At 61.8% G+C, this 17,299-nt stretch carries 15 protein-coding genes; 6 read left to right on the forward strand and 9 right to left on the reverse strand.

Annotation, left to right across the window (positions count from 1 at the left end):
* Positions 1-228: 228 nt before the first annotated feature.
* Positions 229-1,989, forward strand: a complete 1,761-nt coding sequence (locus MJ643_RS06385) for a cation:proton antiporter (RefSeq protein ID WP_013974844.1) — start codon at positions 229-231, stop codon at positions 1,987-1,989.
* Positions 1,990-2,250: 261 nt separating this feature from the next.
* On the opposite strand, the gene MJ643_RS06390 is transcribed toward MJ643_RS06385, so the two are convergent.
* The 5 genes from MJ643_RS06390 to zwf all read right to left on the reverse strand — a co-directional run bounded on the left by MJ643_RS06390 (position 2,251) and on the right by zwf (position 7,960).
* Positions 2,251-2,658 carry an SMI1/KNR4 family protein gene (locus MJ643_RS06390; RefSeq protein WP_013974843.1) on the reverse strand — a complete coding sequence of 136 codons (408 nt, stop codon included), beginning with the start codon at positions 2,656-2,658 and terminating at the stop codon, positions 2,251-2,253.
* Between the two features lie 114 nt (positions 2,659-2,772).
* Positions 2,773-3,627: a TIM44-like domain-containing protein gene (locus MJ643_RS06395; protein ID WP_013974842.1), complete on the reverse strand. Its 855-nt coding sequence runs from the start codon at positions 3,625-3,627 to the stop codon at positions 2,773-2,775.
* A 171-nt stretch (positions 3,628-3,798) separates the two neighbouring features.
* On the reverse strand, positions 3,799-5,985 hold the full coding sequence (gene uvrD / locus MJ643_RS06400; RefSeq protein ID WP_013974841.1) for a DNA helicase II: 2,187 nt from the start codon (positions 5,983-5,985) through the stop codon (positions 3,799-3,801).
* 130 nt (positions 5,986-6,115) lie between these two features.
* A complete protein-coding gene (locus MJ643_RS06405) occupies positions 6,116-6,430 on the reverse strand; it encodes a hypothetical protein (protein WP_013974840.1) in 315 nt (104 codons plus the stop codon).
* An 87-nt stretch (positions 6,431-6,517) separates the two neighbouring features.
* Positions 6,518-7,960, reverse strand: a complete 1,443-nt coding sequence (gene zwf / locus MJ643_RS06410) for a glucose-6-phosphate dehydrogenase (RefSeq protein WP_023660645.1) — start codon at positions 7,958-7,960, stop codon at positions 6,518-6,520.
* A gap of 103 nt (positions 7,961-8,063) precedes the next feature.
* On the opposite strand from zwf, the gene hexR reads away from it, so the two are divergent.
* Together hexR and MJ643_RS06420 are read left to right on the forward strand one after the other, a co-directional pair.
* Entirely contained in the window at positions 8,064-8,930 is an 867-nt protein-coding gene (gene hexR / locus MJ643_RS06415) for a transcriptional regulator HexR (protein ID WP_011536461.1), read from the forward strand.
* A 214-nt stretch (positions 8,931-9,144) separates the two neighbouring features.
* On the forward strand, positions 9,145-9,363 hold the full coding sequence (locus MJ643_RS06420) for a hypothetical protein (protein ID WP_080563834.1): 219 nt from the start codon (positions 9,145-9,147) through the stop codon (positions 9,361-9,363).
* Here the strand turns inward: MJ643_RS06420 and MJ643_RS06425 are convergent.
* Positions 9,305-10,267: a LysR family transcriptional regulator gene (locus MJ643_RS06425; RefSeq protein ID WP_015272364.1), complete on the reverse strand. Its 963-nt coding sequence runs from the start codon at positions 10,265-10,267 to the stop codon at positions 9,305-9,307. The two genes, MJ643_RS06420 and MJ643_RS06425, sit on opposite strands and share 59 nt — an antisense overlap.
* Positions 10,268-10,456: 189 nt before the next feature.
* Here MJ643_RS06425 and MJ643_RS06430 point away from each other — a divergent pair, with 189 nt between their 5' ends.
* Together MJ643_RS06430 and oadA are read left to right on the forward strand one after the other, a co-directional pair.
* A complete protein-coding gene (locus tag MJ643_RS06430) occupies positions 10,457-11,872 on the forward strand; it encodes an acetyl-CoA carboxylase biotin carboxylase subunit (protein WP_013974837.1) in 1,416 nt (471 codons plus the stop codon).
* Between the two features lie 11 nt (positions 11,873-11,883).
* Positions 11,884-13,692: a sodium-extruding oxaloacetate decarboxylase subunit alpha gene (oadA, locus tag MJ643_RS06435; RefSeq protein WP_013974836.1), complete on the forward strand. Its 1,809-nt coding sequence runs from the start codon at positions 11,884-11,886 to the stop codon at positions 13,690-13,692.
* A 179-nt stretch (positions 13,693-13,871) separates the two neighbouring features.
* Here the strand turns inward: oadA and MJ643_RS06440 are convergent, their stop codons facing one another.
* Genes MJ643_RS06440 through MJ643_RS06450 form a run of 3 tightly spaced genes read right to left on the reverse strand, consistent with a single transcriptional unit; the run spans position 13,872 to position 15,639 of the window.
* On the reverse strand, positions 13,872-14,543 hold the full coding sequence (locus tag MJ643_RS06440; protein ID WP_169774673.1) for a GNAT family protein: 672 nt from the start codon (positions 14,541-14,543) through the stop codon (positions 13,872-13,874).
* 8 nt (positions 14,544-14,551) lie between these two features.
* Positions 14,552-14,998, reverse strand: a complete 447-nt coding sequence (locus MJ643_RS06445; RefSeq protein ID WP_169774674.1) for a GNAT family N-acetyltransferase — start codon at positions 14,996-14,998, stop codon at positions 14,552-14,554.
* Between the two features lie 11 nt (positions 14,999-15,009).
* Entirely contained in the window at positions 15,010-15,639 is a 630-nt protein-coding gene (locus MJ643_RS06450; RefSeq protein WP_013974834.1) for an FMN-binding negative transcriptional regulator, read from the reverse strand.
* Between the two features lie 90 nt (positions 15,640-15,729).
* Between MJ643_RS06450 and MJ643_RS06455 the strand changes: the two genes are divergently transcribed.
* Positions 15,730-17,274: a PLP-dependent aminotransferase family protein gene (locus MJ643_RS06455; protein ID WP_023660643.1), complete on the forward strand. Its 1,545-nt coding sequence runs from the start codon at positions 15,730-15,732 to the stop codon at positions 17,272-17,274.
* The last annotated feature ends 25 nt before the right edge of the window (positions 17,275-17,299 follow it).

The raw sequence follows: 17,299 nt of genomic DNA on the forward strand, positions 1-17,299 counted from the left end.
CATCGTCACGCCGATCATGCCATCAGCGGCGCTTTTCCAGTCGATCTGTTTCTGCATATTGCACCGCCTCTTTGCGGCGGGGTGCGATGTTAACCTGACTGCAACCATGCAACATGGGCTTTTCCTGCATTCAAAACAGTATGTACTTGCTGCTCGCTCAGGGTTGCCTTGGCAGAGGAGCGGTCTGCCCAGGCATCCAGCAACGGACGAGAAAAGGAGTATCACGCCATGCATGCCATCAGCTTCATCCAGGACCTGGCAGTCATCATGCTGGTTGCTGGCGTGGTCACCATTCTCTTTCACCGCCTCAAGCAGCCTGTGGTGCTGGGCTACATCGTCGCCGGCTTCATCATCGGCCCGCACACCCCACCGTTCGGCCTGATCCACGATGAAGACACCATCAAGACCCTCGCCGAGCTGGGGGTGATCTTCCTGATGTTCTGCCTGGGTCTTGAATTCAGCCTGCGCAAGCTGTTCAAGGTAGGCGCCACGGCGTTTATCGCGGCGTTCCTGGAAATCGTGCTGATGATCTGGATCGGCTTCGAGATCGGCCGCTGGTTCGGCTGGAACACCATGGATTCGCTGTTCCTCGGCGCCATCCTGGCGATTTCCTCGACCACCATCATCGTCAAGGCGCTCAACGACCTGAAGATGAAGAACGAGCGTTTCGCCCAGCTGATATTCGGCGTGCTGATCGTCGAGGACATCCTCGGTATCGGCATCATCGCCCTGCTGTCGGGCATCGCCGTCAGCGGTACGGTCAGCTCGGGCGAGGTGTTCTCCACGGTCGGCAAGCTGTCGCTGTTCATGATCGTCGCGCTGGTCATCGGTATCTTGCTGGTGCCGCGCCTGCTGGCCTACGTGGCCAAGTTCGAAAGCAACGAGATGCTGCTGATAACCGTATTGGGCCTGTGCTTCGGCTTCTGCCTGCTGGTGGTGAAGCTCGAGTACAGCATGGTGCTTGGCGCCTTCCTGATTGGCGCGATCATGGCCGAATCGCGCCAGTTGCTGAAGATCGAGAGCCTGATCGAACCGGTACGCGACCTGTTCAGCGCCATCTTCTTCGTCGCCATCGGCCTGATGATCGACCCCCAGGTGCTGATCGACTACGCCTGGCCAATCGTGGTCATTACCCTGGCGGTGGTGTTGGGCAAGATGTTGTCGTGTGGCATGGGCGCGTTCATTGCCGGAAATGACGGGCGTACATCGCTGCGGGTGGGCATGGGGCTTTCGCAGATTGGCGAGTTTTCCTTCATCATCGCCGCGCTGGGCATGACTCTGCAGGTGACCAGCGACTTCCTCTACCCGGTGGCTGTGGCGGTATCGGCAATCACGACGCTGCTGACACCCTACCTGATCCGTGCCGCCGACCCGCTGTCGCTCAAGCTGGGCAAGGTGGTGCCCAGCCGCCTGGCGCGGGTGTTGTCGTTGTATGGCGAATGGTTGCGGAGCATCCAGCCGCAAGGCGAGAGCGCCATGCTCGCGGCGATGATCCGGCGCATCCTGTTGCAGGTTGGGGTGAACCTGGCGCTGGTGATCGCCATCTTCTTCAGTGGGGGCTATTTCGCCGAGCGGATCGGCAACTGGCTCAGCGAGTGGGTCAGCGATACCAGCCAACAGAAAGCGCTGATCTGGGGCGCAGCGCTATTGCTGTCGCTGCCATTCCTGATTGCCGCCTATCGAAAGCTCAAGGCGCTGTCGATGCTGTTGGCGGAGATGGGCGTCAAACCGGAAACGGCCGGACGGCATACTCAGCGCGTGCGCCGAGTTATTGCCGAGGTGATCCCGTTGTTGTCGCTGCTGGTGATTTTCCTGCTGCTGTCGGCGCTGTCGGCGAGCATTCTGCCGACCAGCGAGCTGCTGCTGGTGATCGCCGTGGTGGCTGCGGTGGTGGTGGCCTTGCTGTGGCGCTGGTTTATCCGCGTGCATACGCGCATGCAGATTGCCTTGCTGGAGACGCTGGAGAACAGCCGCGAGAATACGCACTGAAGAGGGCAATGCTCCCTGCGCAAGATTTCACCGTCGTCCGAGGGGATGGAGCGGTAGCGATGTCGCCAGGCGCAGAAAGCCTGGCGATATTAACTATACCGGTGGCACTAGGCCATAAATTTCCCATTTTTGGGCCGGCCTCTTCGCGGGTAAACCCGCTCCCACAGGTACTGCACAATGATCAGCACCTGTGCAATACCTGTGGGAGCGGGTTTACCCGCGAAGAGGCCGGCACAAGCAGCACCAGATCAGAGATCGAAATCAGCTCTCCAGCCAGACATCCCGCGCCCAGTGCCAAACCGATTCCCAGCTGTCTTCACCGACGATTTCCTCTTCAGCATCCCACAGCACCACGGTGCCATCCTCTTCGACGCAGTAGTAGTTGTCGCCGTCCTGGCACAGTGGAATCAGGTCACGCGGTACGCCGGCATCCCAGGCGTTGGCGGCGACGTCGGGCAGGTAGGTATGTGACTGTGGGTCGGTAACGGTCACCGGCTCCAGTGAGCCATACACCACGTCACTGACGGTCAGCAGGAACTCTTTGAACACGAACGGAATGTTGATGAACAGCTCTTCTTCGATTTCGACCAGCAGGTCCTCGTCGGGAAGCTCAAGGGGCACCGGCACTGGCTCGTTGGCTTCACGGAGTTGTTCGATCACTTCTTCCACGGTTCACTTCCTCTGACCTAGATGACAACGCTGCGCGTTATACCCTAGTAGGCCACTCTGGCAAAAGCAAAAACCCCGGGACAGGCCCGGGGTTTTTTGTGCAGCACGCAGCGGTTAGCCGTTTTGACGGATACCGGCCACCAGCCAAGGCTGGTTTTCGCCCTGGGCGCGAACCATGTGCCAGCTTTCGCTGAACACTTCGCCCTGGTCGAAGCGCGAGTTTTTCGACACGCCACGGAAGGTCAGGGTGGCGTCGGTACGGTCGGCGCGGTCGTCGACACCGTCCAGCTGCACCTCGAGGTTGTCGATGTAGGTGGACTGGAAGCCATCACCCAGTTCGGCGCGCTCGCGCTTGAGGAACTCGAGCATCTGCGGGGTGACGAACTCGGCGATCTTGTCCATCTCGTTGGCGTCCCAGTGCTGCTGCAGCGCCTGGAAGTGGTTACGGGCAGCAGCCAGGAAGTTCTGCTCGTTGAACCAGGCCGGGGCGTTGATCACCGGGGCGGCTGCGGCAGCAGGTGCGGCCGAACCACCGAAGATCGACGGCTGGGCAGGCTGCGCGTGAGCTTCACGCTGCATCGGCGCATGGCCCGGCATGGCCATTTGCGGCTGCTGCTGGCGACGGCGCGCGGCGATGAAACGGAACACCAGGAAGGCGATGAGCGCCACGATCAGGAAGTCCATGATCTGGAAGCCTTCGAAACCGTCGCCCATGAACATGGAAGCCAGCAGGCCACCGGCGGCGAGGCCGGCCAGAGGGCCCAGCCAGCGCGAAGCACCGCTGGCGGCCGGAGCGGCACGGCCAGGTGCGGTCGGCGCGGCGGCAGGCGTGGTTGGCGTGGCCTGGCGGGTCTGGTGAATAGGCGCGGAGCCCGAGCTCTTGCCGCCGCCAAAACGCTTGGCGTTGGCGTCCAGGCTCAGCGTCAGGCCGACGCAGAGCGCCAGAGCGATGCTAAGAAAACGTTGCATAAGTGGGATATCCCCTGTTGTGGATTGCACGCGCGTCATGGTGCACAGGTTCCCGGGCACATGACCAGCGACATAATGTTTCGAGCTTTTGCCTGAATGTTACAAACCCGGCACGACCTGCCCTCGGAATGCTCCCACAAAGGCCGCTCCTACAAGGGACCGCGCAGGCTTTCAGATGGCCTCGAGCTTGGCATACCCCAGCATCAGCCACTTGCTGCCTTCGGCAAAATTTACCTGCACCCGCGCCTGGGCGCCGGAGCCTTCGAAGTTGAGGATCACACCCTCGCCAAACACCGCATGCTGAACACGCTGGCCCAGATTGAACGAGGTCTGCGGAATGCTGGCATTGGCGAACAGGTTGCTGTTCGTGGCCGTCTTGGCCCCGCCGAACGGGCGGCTGACGCTGTTGGAAAGGCGCACTTCCTGAACCAGGCCTGCCGGAATTTCTCGTACGAAACGTGACACCTTGTTGTAGGTCTCGCTGCCATACAGGCGACGCGTTTCGGCGTAGGTCATGACCAGCTGGCGCATGGCGCGGGTGATGCCCACATAAGCCAGGCGGCGTTCCTCTTCCAGGCGGCCAGGCTCTTCCAGGCTCATCTTGTGCGGGAACAGGCCTTCTTCCATGCCCACCAGGAACACATACGGGAACTCCAGGCCCTTGGCACTGTGCAAGGTCATCAGCTGGACGCTGTCTTCATGCTCGTCGGCCTGTGTATCGCCTGCTTCGAGCGAGGCGTGGCCAAGGAATGCCGAGAGAGGCGAGAGGTCGGCGTCTTCGTCGGTAGACTCGAAGTTGCGCGCTGCGCTGACCAGTTCCTCAAGGTTTTCTACCCGTGCCTGGCCCTTCTCACCCTTTTCTTCCTGGTGGTAGATGATCAGCCCGGACTGCTCGATGGTGGTTTGGGTCATGGTATGCAGCGGCATGTCCACGACCTTGGCAGCCAACCCCTCGATCAGCTCGATGAATGCACCCAGGGCACTGGCAGCGCGGCCTTTCAGGGCTTTGGCGGCAAGCAGCTGGCACATTGCTTCCCACATCGACAGCTGGCTGTGGCGGGCGTGCTCGCGTATGGCTTCGACAGTTTTTTCGCCAATGCCACGTGGCGGCACGTTGATCACCCGTTCCAGGGCAGCATCGTTACCGCGGCCTTCGATCAGCCGCAGGTAAGCCATGGCGTTCTTGATTTCGGCGCGCTCGAAGAAGCGCTGACCGCCATAGATGCGGTAGGGGATGCGTTCGCGCAGCAGGGCTTCTTCCAGCACCCGCGACTGGGCGTTGGAACGGTACAGTATGGCGATCTCGTTGCGCGCATTGCCCTTCTTGACCAGGCTCTCGATGGTTTCCACCACGTAGCGCGCTTCGTCGTGCTCGTTGTAGGCCGCATACAGGGTCAGCGGTTCGCCTTCACCCATGTCGGTCCACAGCTCTTTGCCCAGGCGCCCGCTGTTGTTGGCGATCAGCGCGTTCGCCGCCTTGAGGATGCCACCGGTGGAGCGGTAGTTCTGCTCCAGGCGGATCATCTCGGCGTCGGGGAAGTCGGCAGTGTACTGGTGAATGTTCTCGATCTTGGCACCGCGCCAGCCGTAGATCGACTGGTCGTCATCGCCCACCGCCATCAGGCTGTCACCGCCGCGCGCCAGCAGGCGCAGCCAGGCGTACTGCACGGCGTTGGTATCCTGGAACTCGTCCACCAGCACGTGGCGGAAGCGCCGCTGGTAGTGCTCCAGCAGGCCCGGGTGGTCGCGCCACAAGTCCAGGGCGCGCAGCAGCAGCTCGGAGAAGTCGATGACCCCGGCGCGCTCGCAGGCCTGCTCATAGGCGGTATAGACGTCGCGCATGGTCGACAGGAACAGGTCGCCCCCGGCCTGGATATGCTGTGGACGCAGGCCTTCGTCCTTTTGCCCGTTGATGAACCACTGGGCCTGGCGTGCCGGCCATTTCTGCTCGTCCAGGCCCAACTCGCGCATCACCCGCTTGATCAGGCGCTGCTGGTCGTCGCTGTCGAGGATCTGGAAGTTCTGCACCAGCCTCGCTTCCTGCCAATGGGCCCGCAGCAGGCGATGGGCCAGGCCGTGGAAGGTGCCGACCCACATGCCCGCCGGGTTGATACCCAGCAGTTGCTCGATACGCTGGCGCATTTCTGCCGCGGCCTTGTTGGTGAAGGTCACCGACAGGATCGAGTGCGGCGATGCCTGCTCCACCTGGATCAGCCAGGCAATGCGGTGCACCAGCACGCGGGTTTTACCGGAACCGGCGCCAGCAAGCACCAGTTGACGCCCTAGCGTGGCCGCTACGGCCTGGCGTTGGGCATCGTTGAGGGAATTCAGCAGGAGGGAGAGGTCGTCTGTGCGCATCGGGCCATTCTAGGGCGCGGCAGGAAATGGGGCAAACCTCTACTGTATAAATATTCACCTGCAACATGCCCGTTCATCGAGCCGATGGAAGGTGCCAGGCCACCGCTCGGGCGACCTGGCCGGCAGCGGCTCAGTCAATCGCCTCGATGGTACGAATTTCGCAGCGCTGCGAACCGTCTGCATGAATGATCTCCACGGTTTTCCAGCCAGTGCCGCCTGCACGCTCGAAAGCCACGGTTTTTTCCGTCAGCACCTGCGGAGTGATTGCGCCGCTATCCAGAAGTTGAAGCTCAAGTACTTCCCAGCCACCCCTGTGGCGCAGCTTGGGTTCGACCAGCACCGGTTCGATGGCCGGGGAGGCGACCGTAACGGTGCCGTGAACCCTGAAAACCTGCTTGCCGTGAGCGATGTCGTTGATTGCAACGAGGTTGGTGATAATGGCCATTGTCTGCTCCTGTTTCGGGTTGAAAGTAGCGCCAGTGCGCTGGGCTACTTTCTGCCCTTTCGCCTGCCACGGGAGCAGGGCAGTGCTTCAGCTATGCCATTGCCTGCCGTGCCTGGCGAGCAGGCTGTTGGCTTGCTCTGGCCCGTTACAGCCTGCCGGGTACGGTCGCGGCGCCTGGAAGTGCTCTTCACAGCCCTTGATGATCGGGTCGATCCAGGCCCAGGCCGCTTCCACCTCATCGCGGCGCATGAACAGCGTCGAGTCGCCCTCCAGCACATCCAGCAGCAGGCGCTCGTAGGCGTCCCAGCGGCGGGTCTGGCTGAACACCTGGGCCAGGTTCAGGTCCAGGTCCACAGGCTCCAGGCGCATGCCCTTCCCCGGGCTCTTGGTCATCATGCGCAGGCTGATGCGTTCGTCCGGTTGCAACTGGATCAGCAGCTGGTTGACCTGGCCACCATTGAAAAGCTCGTGGGGCACCGGCTTGAACTGGATGACGATCTGCGATGAGCGCCGTGCCATGCGCTTGCCGGTACGCAGGTAGAAGGGCACGCCCGCCCAGCGCCAATTGTCGATGTGCGTCTCGATGGCGATGAAGGTTTCGGTGTCGCTGTCGTTGTCGACGTCCTTTTCGAAGTAATAGGCCGGCACTTCCTGGCCGCCGATGCGCCCGGCGCCATACTGGCCGCGTACGGTCTTGTCCTGCACGTCCTGGCCAGTGATGGGCTTGAGGGCCCGCAGGATCTTCACTTTCTCGTCACGCACCGCTTCGGCCTCGAACTGCGCGGGGGGCTCCATGGCCACCAGGCATAGCAGCTGAAGCAGGTGGTTCTGCAACATGTCGCGGGTCGCCCCGGCGCGGTCGTAGTAAGCACCACGGTTCTCTACACCCAGGGTCTCGCAAACGCTGATCTGCACGTGATCAACCTGGTTGTTGCGCCACACCGGCTCCAGCAGGGCGTTGGCAAAACGCAGGGCCATGAGGTTCTGCACGGTTTCCTTGCCCAGGTAGTGGTCGATGCGAAATACCTGGTTTTCCTCCAGCACTGCGCCAATCGCTTCGTTGATGGCGGTAGCCGATTCCAGCGAGTGGCCGATCGGCTTTTCCAGCACGATGCGCGCCTCAGTGTCTGCCAGGCCGGCGTTATGCAGGTGCTTGGCAATCGGCACGAACAGATTGGGGGCGGTGGCCAGGTAGAAGATGCGCGTCAAGCCGCCGGGCTCGCCCAGGTAGCGCGCCAGGCGACCGAAGTCGGCGCTTTGCGAAGCATCCATGGCGAAATAGTCGACCCGTGCGGAAAACCGCTGCCAGACCTCTTCGTCGAAGTCGTTGCGGGCAATCTGTGCCCGGCAATGGCGTTCGGCGAGCTTGAGATAATCGTTACGTGGCAAGTTGCGTCGTGCCAGCGCGATGATCCGCACGGCGTTGTTCAGACGGGCCTCGCGAAACAGGTGGTAGAGCGCCGGAAGCAATTTGTGCAGGGCCAGATCGCCGGTGCCGCCGAAGACCAGAATGTCGCAAGGAATAGTCAAACCACCACTCTCCACGTTCGTTTAACTGGGCGGGTTGGCGTCCATGTAGTATAACTACAAGAAAGCTACAACCCGGCCAGCCGATCATAACCGAGTCCAGCCTGTGAATCTGTTGCAACATATCGCCCAATCGCGCCACCTGCTGCGCAAATCGGAACTCAAGGTAGCCGACCACGTGCTACTCGACCCGGCTGCCGTCATGCACAGCTCCATGGCCGATCTGGCGCACAGCGTGGGTATCAGCGAACCGACCATCGTGCGTTTCTGCCGCGCGATCGGTTGCTCGGGCTTCCAGGACCTGAAGCTGAAGCTGGCGCAGAGCCTGGCTGCGGGGGCGAGTTTCGGCCAGTTCGCCATCCATGAAGACGACTCGGTCGCTGACTACAGCCTGAAGATCTTCGACACCACGCTGCACACCCTGATGGAAGTGCGCGAGCACCTCGACCCACAAGCGCTGCAGCAGGCGGTGACTGCCATGGCCCAGGCGCAGCGTGTGGAGTTCTATGGCTTTGGTGCTTCCGGTGCAGTGGCGGCCGATGCTCAGCACAAATTCTTCCGTCTGTTGCTCAGCGCGGCAGCCTATTCCGACCCGCACATGCAGGCGATGTCGGCGGTGACCCTGAAGCCGGGTGATGTGGCGGTATGCATTTCCCAGTCGGGCCGCTCCAAGGACCTGCTGATTACCGCCAACCTGGTCCGTGAGAGCGGCGCCAACCTGATTACCCTGTGCCCAAGCCAGACACCGCTGGCGGAGCTATCGACGGTAAACCTGGCGATCGATGTGCATGAGGACACCGAAATCTACACCCCGCTGACCTCTCGTATCGCCCACCTGGTGGTGATCGACGTGCTGGCCATGGGCGTAGCCATGGCGCGCGGGCCGAGCCTGGTCAACCACCTGAAGAGCGTGAAGCGCAGCTTGCGCAGCCTGCGCTTGTCGCCCAAGTCGATCAAGGCTACCGACGACTGATTGTCGTTGCTTGTGCCGGCCCTTTCGCGGGTAAACCCGCTCCCACAGGTACTGCACCGTCCTTGAGGCTGGTGAGCACCTGTGGGAGCGGGTTTACCCGCGAAGAGGCCGACACAGGCGCTATAAATTTCACTGTTTTGTCACCATTCCACAGCCAAACCGTAAACCACTCAAGCCAGTATGAAACTCCCGCATCCTATCTGGGAGACAGGCAATGGCTCGTGACTTCGACGGTACGTACCAACCCAGCGCCAAGGCTCGCAAGCAGCAGGAAAAGGATCAGCGCCGCATGGAATACCGCCGCGCGATCGAGAGCTATTGCGACCAACGTCAACTGCTCCGCGAACTAGTGGACTACCCCGAGCTGCAAGAGCTCACGGTCTGGCAGGCGTCGGCAGCAGCTTCCCCGAAAAACGCTCAACCAGCGCGCTGATCAGCGCACGTTCGCTGCGGATGAATGCCAGAAAGGCCAAGGCCACCGGCGACTGCCGTTTGGCCTTGGACTGCACCACGCACCAACTGCGGTACAGCGGCAGTTCTTCCACCGGCAGCTCCCTCAATACACCGGTAGCCAGCTCCAGGTTGACCGCATGGCGGGTAAGCATGGCAATCCCCAGCCCGGCAATTACGCACTCGCGCTGGGCGTCGGCCGAGGCCACCTCCAGGGTCTGGGTGAAATGCACGCGCTTGTCCTTGAAGTATTCCTCGCAAGCCTTGCGCGTGCCCGAACCCTGTTCGCGGACCAGCAGGGTATGAGGCTCCAGGTCCTGCAGGCGCAGTTGCTCCAGCTTGCACAGCGGGTGCTCGGGCGGCGCCACCGCGATGATCGGGTTGTTGAGGAACGGCAGAAACTCCAGCCCCATGTCCTGCGGCACCATGGACATGATGATCAGGTCGTCGCGGTTGTCCGACAGGCGGCGGATGGCCTGGGCGCGATTGACCACTGTCAGGGTCAGGTTGACCTCCGGGTGACGCTGCTTGAAGGCCGCGAACAGGTGTGGCACGAAGTACTTGGCACTGGACTCGATCGCCAGTTTCAACTGCCCCTGCAATGAGCCCTGCATGTCCGAAAGTTGCATGTCCAGGCTCTCCAGGCGCCCGAAGATATCGCGGCTGGCGCGTTGCAGGGCCTCGGCAGCTTCGGTCAGGTAGAGTTTCTTGCCCACGTACTCGAACAGCGGCTGACCGATCAGCTCTTCGAGCTGACGGATCTGTAGACTAACGGCGGGTTGCGTAAGCGCCATCTCTTCCGCCGCACGGCTGTATGAACGCAAATCGCAGACCTCGTTGAAGATCTGCAGTTGACGCAAAGTCATACGCATCAAGGACTTACGCATTTTTATCCGCCCTTCGGCAACACCTTGTTACCGCACTATAAGCTTTTGCTAATACAGCCCCTAACAAATATTGATTTTTGTTTATTAACCTACAGCGCTAGGGTGAATGTGCGACTGGCCAGCAACGTCTGGTCACGCGCCGACCGGGAGAACCGGCTCGACTGTTCCTACGGCTTTGGGAAGACTCCAGTGATAAAAAAAATCCTGATCGCCAACCGAGGTGAAATTGCAGTTCGGATCGTGCGTGCCTGCGCCGAGATGGGCATTCGCTCGGTGGCGATCTATTCCGACGCCGACCGCCATGCGTTGCACGTCAAGCGCGCCGACGAAGCCCACAGCATTGGTGCCGAGCCGCTGGCCGGTTACCTGAACCCGCGCAAGCTGGTGAACCTGGCTGTGGAAACCGGCTGTGATGCCCTGCACCCAGGTTATGGTTTCCTGTCGGAAAATGCTGAACTGGCAGAGATTTGCGCCGAGCGCGGGATCAAGTTCATCGGCCCTGCCGCCGAGGTCATCCGCCGCATGGGCGACAAGACCGAAGCGCGTCGCACCATGATCGCCGCTGGTGTGCCGGTAACCCCGGGTACAGAAGGCAACGTTGCCGATATTCACGAAGCCCTGAGCGAAGGTGACCGCATCGGTTACCCGGTCATGCTCAAGGCCACCTCTGGTGGTGGCGGCCGTGGTATTCGCCGTTGCAACAGCCGTGAAGAACTGGAACAGAACTTCCCCCGCGTCATCTCCGAGGCTACCAAGGCCTTTGGTTCTGCGGAAGTGTTCCTGGAAAAGTGCATCGTCAACCCCAAGCACATCGAGGCGCAGATCCTCGGTGACAGCTTTGGCAACGTCGTGCACCTGTTCGAGCGCGACTGCTCGATCCAGCGCCGCAACCAGAAACTCATCGAAATCGCCCCGAGCCCACAGCTCACCCCCGAACAGCGCGCCTACATCGGCGACCTGGCGGTGCGTGCGGCCAAGGCAGTGAACTACGAGAACGCCGGTACCGTGGAGTTCCTGCTCGCCGATGGCGAGGTGTACTTCATGGAAATGAACACCCGGGTGCAGGTGGAACACACCATCACCGAGGAAATCACCGGTATCGACATCGTCCGTGAGCAGATCCGCATTGCCTCGGGCCTGCCGCTGTCGGTCAAGCAGGAAGACATCCAGCACCGCGGTTACGCGCTGCAGTTCCGCATCAACGCCGAAGATCCGAAGAACAACTTCCTGCCCAGCTTCGGCAAGATCACCCGTTACTACGCACCCGGCGGCCCGGGCGTGCGTACCGACACGGCGATCTACACCGGCTACACCATCCCGCCGTTCTACGACTCCATGTGCCTGAAACTGGTGGTGTGGGCGTTGACCTGGGAAGAAGCCATGGACCGCGGCCTGCGGGCCCTGGACGACATGCGCGTGCAAGGGGTGAAGACCACCGCCGCGTACTACCAGGAAATCCTGCGCAATCCGGAATTCCGTAGCGGCCAGTTCAACACCAGCTTCGTCGAAAGCCACCCGGAACTGACCAATTACTCGATCAAGCGCAAACCCGAAGAGCTGGCCCTGGCCATCGCCGCCGCCATCGCCGCCCACGCAGGCCTGTGAGGAACCCCATAATGTCCAAGAAAATTCACGTAACCGACACGATCCTGCGCGACGCCCACCAGTCCCTGCTGGCCACCCGCATGCGTACCGAAGACATGCTGCCGATCTGCGACAAGCTCGACAAGGTCGGCTACTGGTCGCTGGAAGTCTGGGGTGGCGCCACCTTCGACGCCTGCGTGCGCTTCCTCAAGGAAGACCCGTGGGAGCGCCTGCGCAAGCTGCGCGCCGCGCTGCCCAACACCCGCCTGCAAATGCTGCTGCGCGGCCAGAACCTGCTGGGCTACCGCCACTACAGCGACGACGTGGTCAAGGCGTTCGTCGCCAAGGCCGCAGTCAACGGTATCGACGTGTTCCGTATCTTCGATGCCATGAACGACGTGCGTAACCTGCGCGTGGCCATTGAAGCGGTCAAGGCTGCCGGCAAACACGCTCAGGGTACCATCGCCTACACCACCAGCCCGGTGCACACCATCGAAGCCTTCGTGAACCAGGCCAAGCAGATGGAAGCCATGGGTTGCGACTCGATCGCGATCAAGGACATGGCCGGCCTGCTGACCCCGTTCGCCACCGGCGAACTGGTCAAGGCGCTGAAAGCCGAGCAGTCGCTGCCGGTGTTCATCCACTCCCACGACACTGCCGGCCTGGCCGCAATGTGCCAGCTGAAGGCTGTGGAAAACGGCGCCGATCACATCGACACCGCCATCTCCAGCTTCGCTTGGGGCACCAGCCACCCGGGTACCGAGTCGATGGTTGCCGCGCTCAAAGGCAGCGAATTCGATACTGGCCTGGACTTGGAACTGCTGCAGGAAATCGGCCTGTACTTCTATGCCGTGCGCAAGAAGTACCACCAGTTCGAAAGCGAGTTCACCGCCGTGGACACCCGCGTGCAGGTCAACCAGGTACCGGGCGGCATGATTTCCAACCTGGCCAACCAGCTCAAGGAGCAGGGCGCCCTCAACCGCATGAATGAAGTGCTGGCTGAGATCCCGCGCGTGCGTGAAGACCTTGGCTTCCCACCGCTGGTGACCCCGACCTCGCAGATCGTCGGTACCCAGGCGTTCTTCAACGTGCTGGCCGGCGAGCGCTACAAGACCATCACCAACGAGGTGAAGCTGTACCTGCAAGGCGGTTACGGCAAGGCTCCGGGCGTGGTCAACGAGCAGCTGCGCCGTCAGGCGATCGGCAGTGAAGAAGTGATCGACGTGCGCCCGGCCGACCTGCTGAAGCCGGAAATGGCCAAGCTGCGTGCCGATATCGGCGCCCTGGCCCGTTGCGAAGAAGACGTGCTGACTTTCGCCATGTTCCCTGACATTGGCCGCAAGTTCCTCGAAGAACGCGAAGCCGGCACCCTGACTCCCGAAGTCCTGCTGCCAATTCCTGAAGCGGGCGCAGTGGCGTCCCATAGCGGTGAAGGCGTACCGACCGAGTTCGTCATCGACGTGCACGGCGAAACCTACCGTGTCGACATCACCGGTGTGGGCGTGAAGGCCGAAGGCAAGCGCCACTTCTACCTGTCGATCGACGGCATGCCGGAAGAAGTGGTGTTCGAGCCGCTCAACGAATTCGTCGGCGGCGGCAGCAGCAAGCGCAAGCAGGCCAGTGCCCCGGGCCACGTCAGCACCACCATGCCAGGCAACATCGTCGATGTGCTGGTCAAGGAAGGCGACATGGTCAAGACCGGCCAGGCCGTGCTGATCACCGAAGCCATGAAGATGGAGACCGAAGTGCAGGCGGGTATCGCTGGCAAGGTGGTGGCCATCCACGTGGCCAAGGGCGACCGTGTGACTCCGGGCGAGATCCTGATCGAGATCGAGGGCTGAGATAAGCCCTCATCTACAAGCGGTTAACCTCTGGGGAGCGGATGCTCCCCTTTTTTTCGCGTTGAATCTGCCGGCCTCTTCGCAGCACAAGGCTGCTCCTACAGGCCCCCGCAAGCCTGAGGTCAGTACCTGTGGGAGCGGGTTTACCCGCGAAGAGGCCGGCTGATCTAACACAACTCTCAACCTTTACGGCATGCCTCAAGTGTTTCTACCTGACCTCCAGGTTGTTGGTTGGTATCGCTCAACCACCGCTCGAACCCAGCAGCCACCGCTGGCCACTCATCATCGGTAATCGAATACCACGCCGTATCCCGATTGTGGTCCTTCACCACCAGGTGCTTGCGGAACACTCCTTCATGGACAAAGCCAAACCGCTCCGCCGCGCGCTTGGAGCGGGCGTTGGCGTTGTTGCACTTCCACTCCAGCCGGCGGTTGCCCAGCTCGAAGCCCAGCTTGCCCAGCAGGTACACTGCCTCGGTGCCCTTGGGTGTACGCTGCATGGCGGCGCCGAAGGCGATGTGGCCAATTTCGATGCGACCGTGGTCGGGCACGATCGACATCAGGCTGAGGATGCCCTGGGCCTGGCCGCTGGTGCGGTCGATGACGGTGTAGAACAGCGGGTCGCGGCCGGCGGCGTTGCCTTCCAGCCAACGGTCGAAGGCGGCACGCTCGGCAAATGGGCCATAGGGCAAGTAGTCCCACAGTGCCGGATCGGCAGCCGGGCCTTGCAACACCTCCCAGAGGTCGTCGCCATGTCGCGCCGGGTCAAGCTTTTCGAGGCGGATGAAACGGCCGTCGATAGGCTCGGCCTGTGGGACTGCGGCGGGCTTCCAGTTCAATGCGTCGGTCATGTTCGGCCTTAGAACTCTTTGCGGAATTGGATGAAGCCCGAGCGCTCGGCAACCTGTTGGTACAGGCTGATGGCGGTGGCGTTGGTCTCATGGGTCACCCAGTACACCTTGATGCAGTTGTCGGTCTTGGCTTGGGCGTAGACGTGCTCGATCAGCTGGCGGCCGATGCCCAGGCCGCGCTGCCCGCTGTCCACGTACAGGTCCTGCAGGTAGCAGGCGTTGCCAATGCTCCAGTTGGAACGATGGTGGATGAAGTTGACCATGCCCACCGCCTTGCCATCGACCCAGGCCAAGGCTGAATGGGTCGGTTCGTTTGGGTCGAGCAGGCGTTGCCAGGTGCTGAGGCTGACCTCTTCGGCCAATTCGGATTCATAGAAGTGCAAGTAGGCCTGCCACAGGGCAAGCCAGGCAGCATGGTCTTGGGTGGTGACAGGACGCAGGGTGACGCTGGACATGGGCTATTCCTTCAGAGTTGGCGCATATGCGCCGCGAGTTGGTTATCCAGGTAATCGGGGCTGGCGCTAAGGCCTTCACGCACGCCGGCAATGTCTTGCTCAGAGCGGTTCTGGCTTAGCTTGCGCGCGCCTTGCAGGCGGGTGATGGGCAAGCGAACACCGACGATGGCGCGGAGCATGCCATCGAGGTAATCACGCGGGGCGTCGGTGACTTTCCACGGTTCGCCGCGGCCTTGTTCGTGGCGCTCGGTCAGTCGGCTGACAATGGCCAGCAAGGGTTCGGCTTCGTGGATCACTTCGGCTGGGCCATAGGCGTGCACGGCCAAGTAGTTCCAGGTTGGCACCACCTTGGGGTTGTCGGCCTTGCTCGGGTAGTAACCGGGGCTGACATAGGCATCGGCGCCGGGGAACACCAGCAGGGCTTCGCCACCTTGCCTCAGGTCGTGCCATTGGGGGTTGGCCCGCGCCAGGTGGGCATAGACGGTGCCGAATTCGCCTTCGGCAATATCGACCAGCACTGGCAGGTGCGTGGCCAGCAGGCCTTGTTCGCCCTGGCTGACCAGGATGGCCAGACGGGTGTCGAGCATGTGCTGGTGCAGGCGCCCGAGGTCGTGTTCCTGATGGGGTTTGCTGTTGTACATGCTCGGTTTCCTTGTGCGATGGCTCCATCCTAGGCAGGCTATTGGTTCATAGTAAGAGCCATTAACAGCTGTTTTTATAGGTCCAATGCCATGAACGAGCGCCCCCTCGTGTTGCCTTTCGACCCTGCCGGGATCGACCTCGATCGCCGCCGCGGGCTCAGCCAGCAGCTGTACCAGGCGCTACGTGCGCGGGTGCTGGACGGGCGCCTGAGCAGTGGCACACGGCTACCGGCCACTCGTGATCTGGCCGCCATGCTGGCGCTGTCACGCAACAGTGTGGTGCGGGCCTATGACCAGCTATATGCCGAGGGCTACATCGAAAGCCGGGTAGGCGACGGCACCTATGTCAGCCAGTTACCGAAGCTCTCCAGTGCAAAACTATCCACACAAGTATCCACAGGGTTATCCCGTGGGTTATCAACAGACTTATCCACATCTCCCTCAGAAAATACTGAGGATTTATCCAGCAAGCGTCGTTCCAGCGAGCCTTTGCAGCGCCTGAAAAGTAACCATCTGCCGCCCCCAAGAAGCGGTGCACCGCGTGCTTTTCGCGTCGGTATTCCGGCGTTCGACCTGTTCCCCTTCGACGTCTGGGCCAAGCTGCAGGCGGGTTTCTGGCGCAACCCGGCTCCGGCGCAGTTGGGTTATGGTGACCCGGCAGGCGAGCCGCTGCTGCGCGAACTGATCGCGGCCTACCTGCGTCGCTCGCGTGGACTGAGTTGTACCGCTGAACAAATTGTGATCACCAGTGGTGCGCAGCAGGCAATCAGCCTTTGTGCACAGTTGCTGTTGCAGCCGGGCGACGGTGTGGCTGTGGAAAACCCGGGTTACCGCGCAGCCGGGCATGCCTTTGCGCTGGCCGGTGGCAGGTTGTGTGGCGTGCCGGTGGACGAGGATGGCATGGACTGTCGCCGGCTCGGGCAACTGACGGATTGCCGGCTGGCCTACGTCACGCCAGCCCACCAGTACCCGACCGGGGTGACCATGAGCCTGGCGCGACGCCTGGAACTGCTGGCATGGGCCGAGCGCAGCGAAGGCTGGATCATCGAAGACGACTACGACGGCGAGTACCGGTACAGCGGTGCGCCCTTGGCCCCGCTAGCGGCGCTCGACCGGCACGGGCGGGTGCTGTACGTCGGTACCTTCGGCAAGATCGCCTTTCCGGCGTTGCGCCTGGGCTATCTGGTACTGCCACCACAACTGGCGCAGCCGTTCAGCCAGGGCAGGGCGCTGGCGGTGCGGCATTCAGAGGTCAGTAGCCAGTGCGTGATGGCCGAGTTCATGGCCCGGGGGCACTTCCAGCGGCATATTCGGCGCATGCGCAAGGCGGCGTTGAGCCGGCGCAATGTGCTGAAGGCTGGCTGGCCCGTGGATATTCCGGGTTTGAGCGGCATGCCGGAGGTGGCGGCCGGGCTGCATGTGAAGGTCGATGTGGATAACTTTGCGCGGGAGCAGGAGTTGGTGGCCAAGGCTGAAGCGGTGGGGGTTGAGGTGACGCCGCTTAGCAATTTCTGGCTGGCTGACAGCGAGGTGCCTGTGGATAAAAGGGCAGGGCTGGTGCTGGGGTTTGCAGCGGTGCCGGAGGGGGAGATTGCCGAGGCGTTGATGCGCTTGCGCAAGGCCTGGAGAAAGTGAATGGGGCCGCCTAGCGGCCCCGGCT

The sequence above is a fragment of the Pseudomonas sp. PNPG3 genome, from assembly GCF_023093815.1.
Classification (GTDB): Bacteria; Pseudomonadota; Gammaproteobacteria; order Pseudomonadales; family Pseudomonadaceae; genus Aquipseudomonas; species Aquipseudomonas asiatica.

Coding starts and splice junctions, on each gene's coding strand:
- MJ643_RS06385 (WP_013974844.1), top strand. CDS start 229: ATGCATGCCATCAGCTTCATCCAGGACCTGGCAGTCATCATGCTGGTT.
- MJ643_RS06395 (WP_013974842.1), bottom strand. CDS start 3,627: ATGCAACGTTTTCTTAGCATCGCTCTGGCGCTCTGCGTCGGCCTGACG.
- uvrD (WP_013974841.1), bottom strand. CDS start 5,985: ATGCGCACAGACGACCTCTCCCTCCTGCTGAATTCCCTCAACGATGCC.
- MJ643_RS06405 (WP_013974840.1), bottom strand. CDS start 6,430: ATGGCCATTATCACCAACCTCGTTGCAATCAACGACATCGCTCACGGC.
- MJ643_RS06420 (WP_080563834.1), top strand. CDS start 9,145: ATGGCTCGTGACTTCGACGGTACGTACCAACCCAGCGCCAAGGCTCGC.
- MJ643_RS06425 (WP_015272364.1), bottom strand. CDS start 10,267: ATGCGTAAGTCCTTGATGCGTATGACTTTGCGTCAACTGCAGATCTTC.
- oadA (WP_013974836.1), top strand. CDS start 11,884: ATGTCCAAGAAAATTCACGTAACCGACACGATCCTGCGCGACGCCCAC.
- MJ643_RS06440 (WP_169774673.1), bottom strand. CDS start 14,543: ATGACCGACGCATTGAACTGGAAGCCCGCCGCAGTCCCACAGGCCGAG.
- MJ643_RS06445 (WP_169774674.1), bottom strand. CDS start 14,998: ATGTCCAGCGTCACCCTGCGTCCTGTCACCACCCAAGACCATGCTGCC.
- MJ643_RS06450 (WP_013974834.1), bottom strand. CDS start 15,639: ATGTACAACAGCAAACCCCATCAGGAACACGACCTCGGGCGCCTGCAC.
- MJ643_RS06455 (WP_023660643.1), top strand. CDS start 15,730: ATGAACGAGCGCCCCCTCGTGTTGCCTTTCGACCCTGCCGGGATCGAC.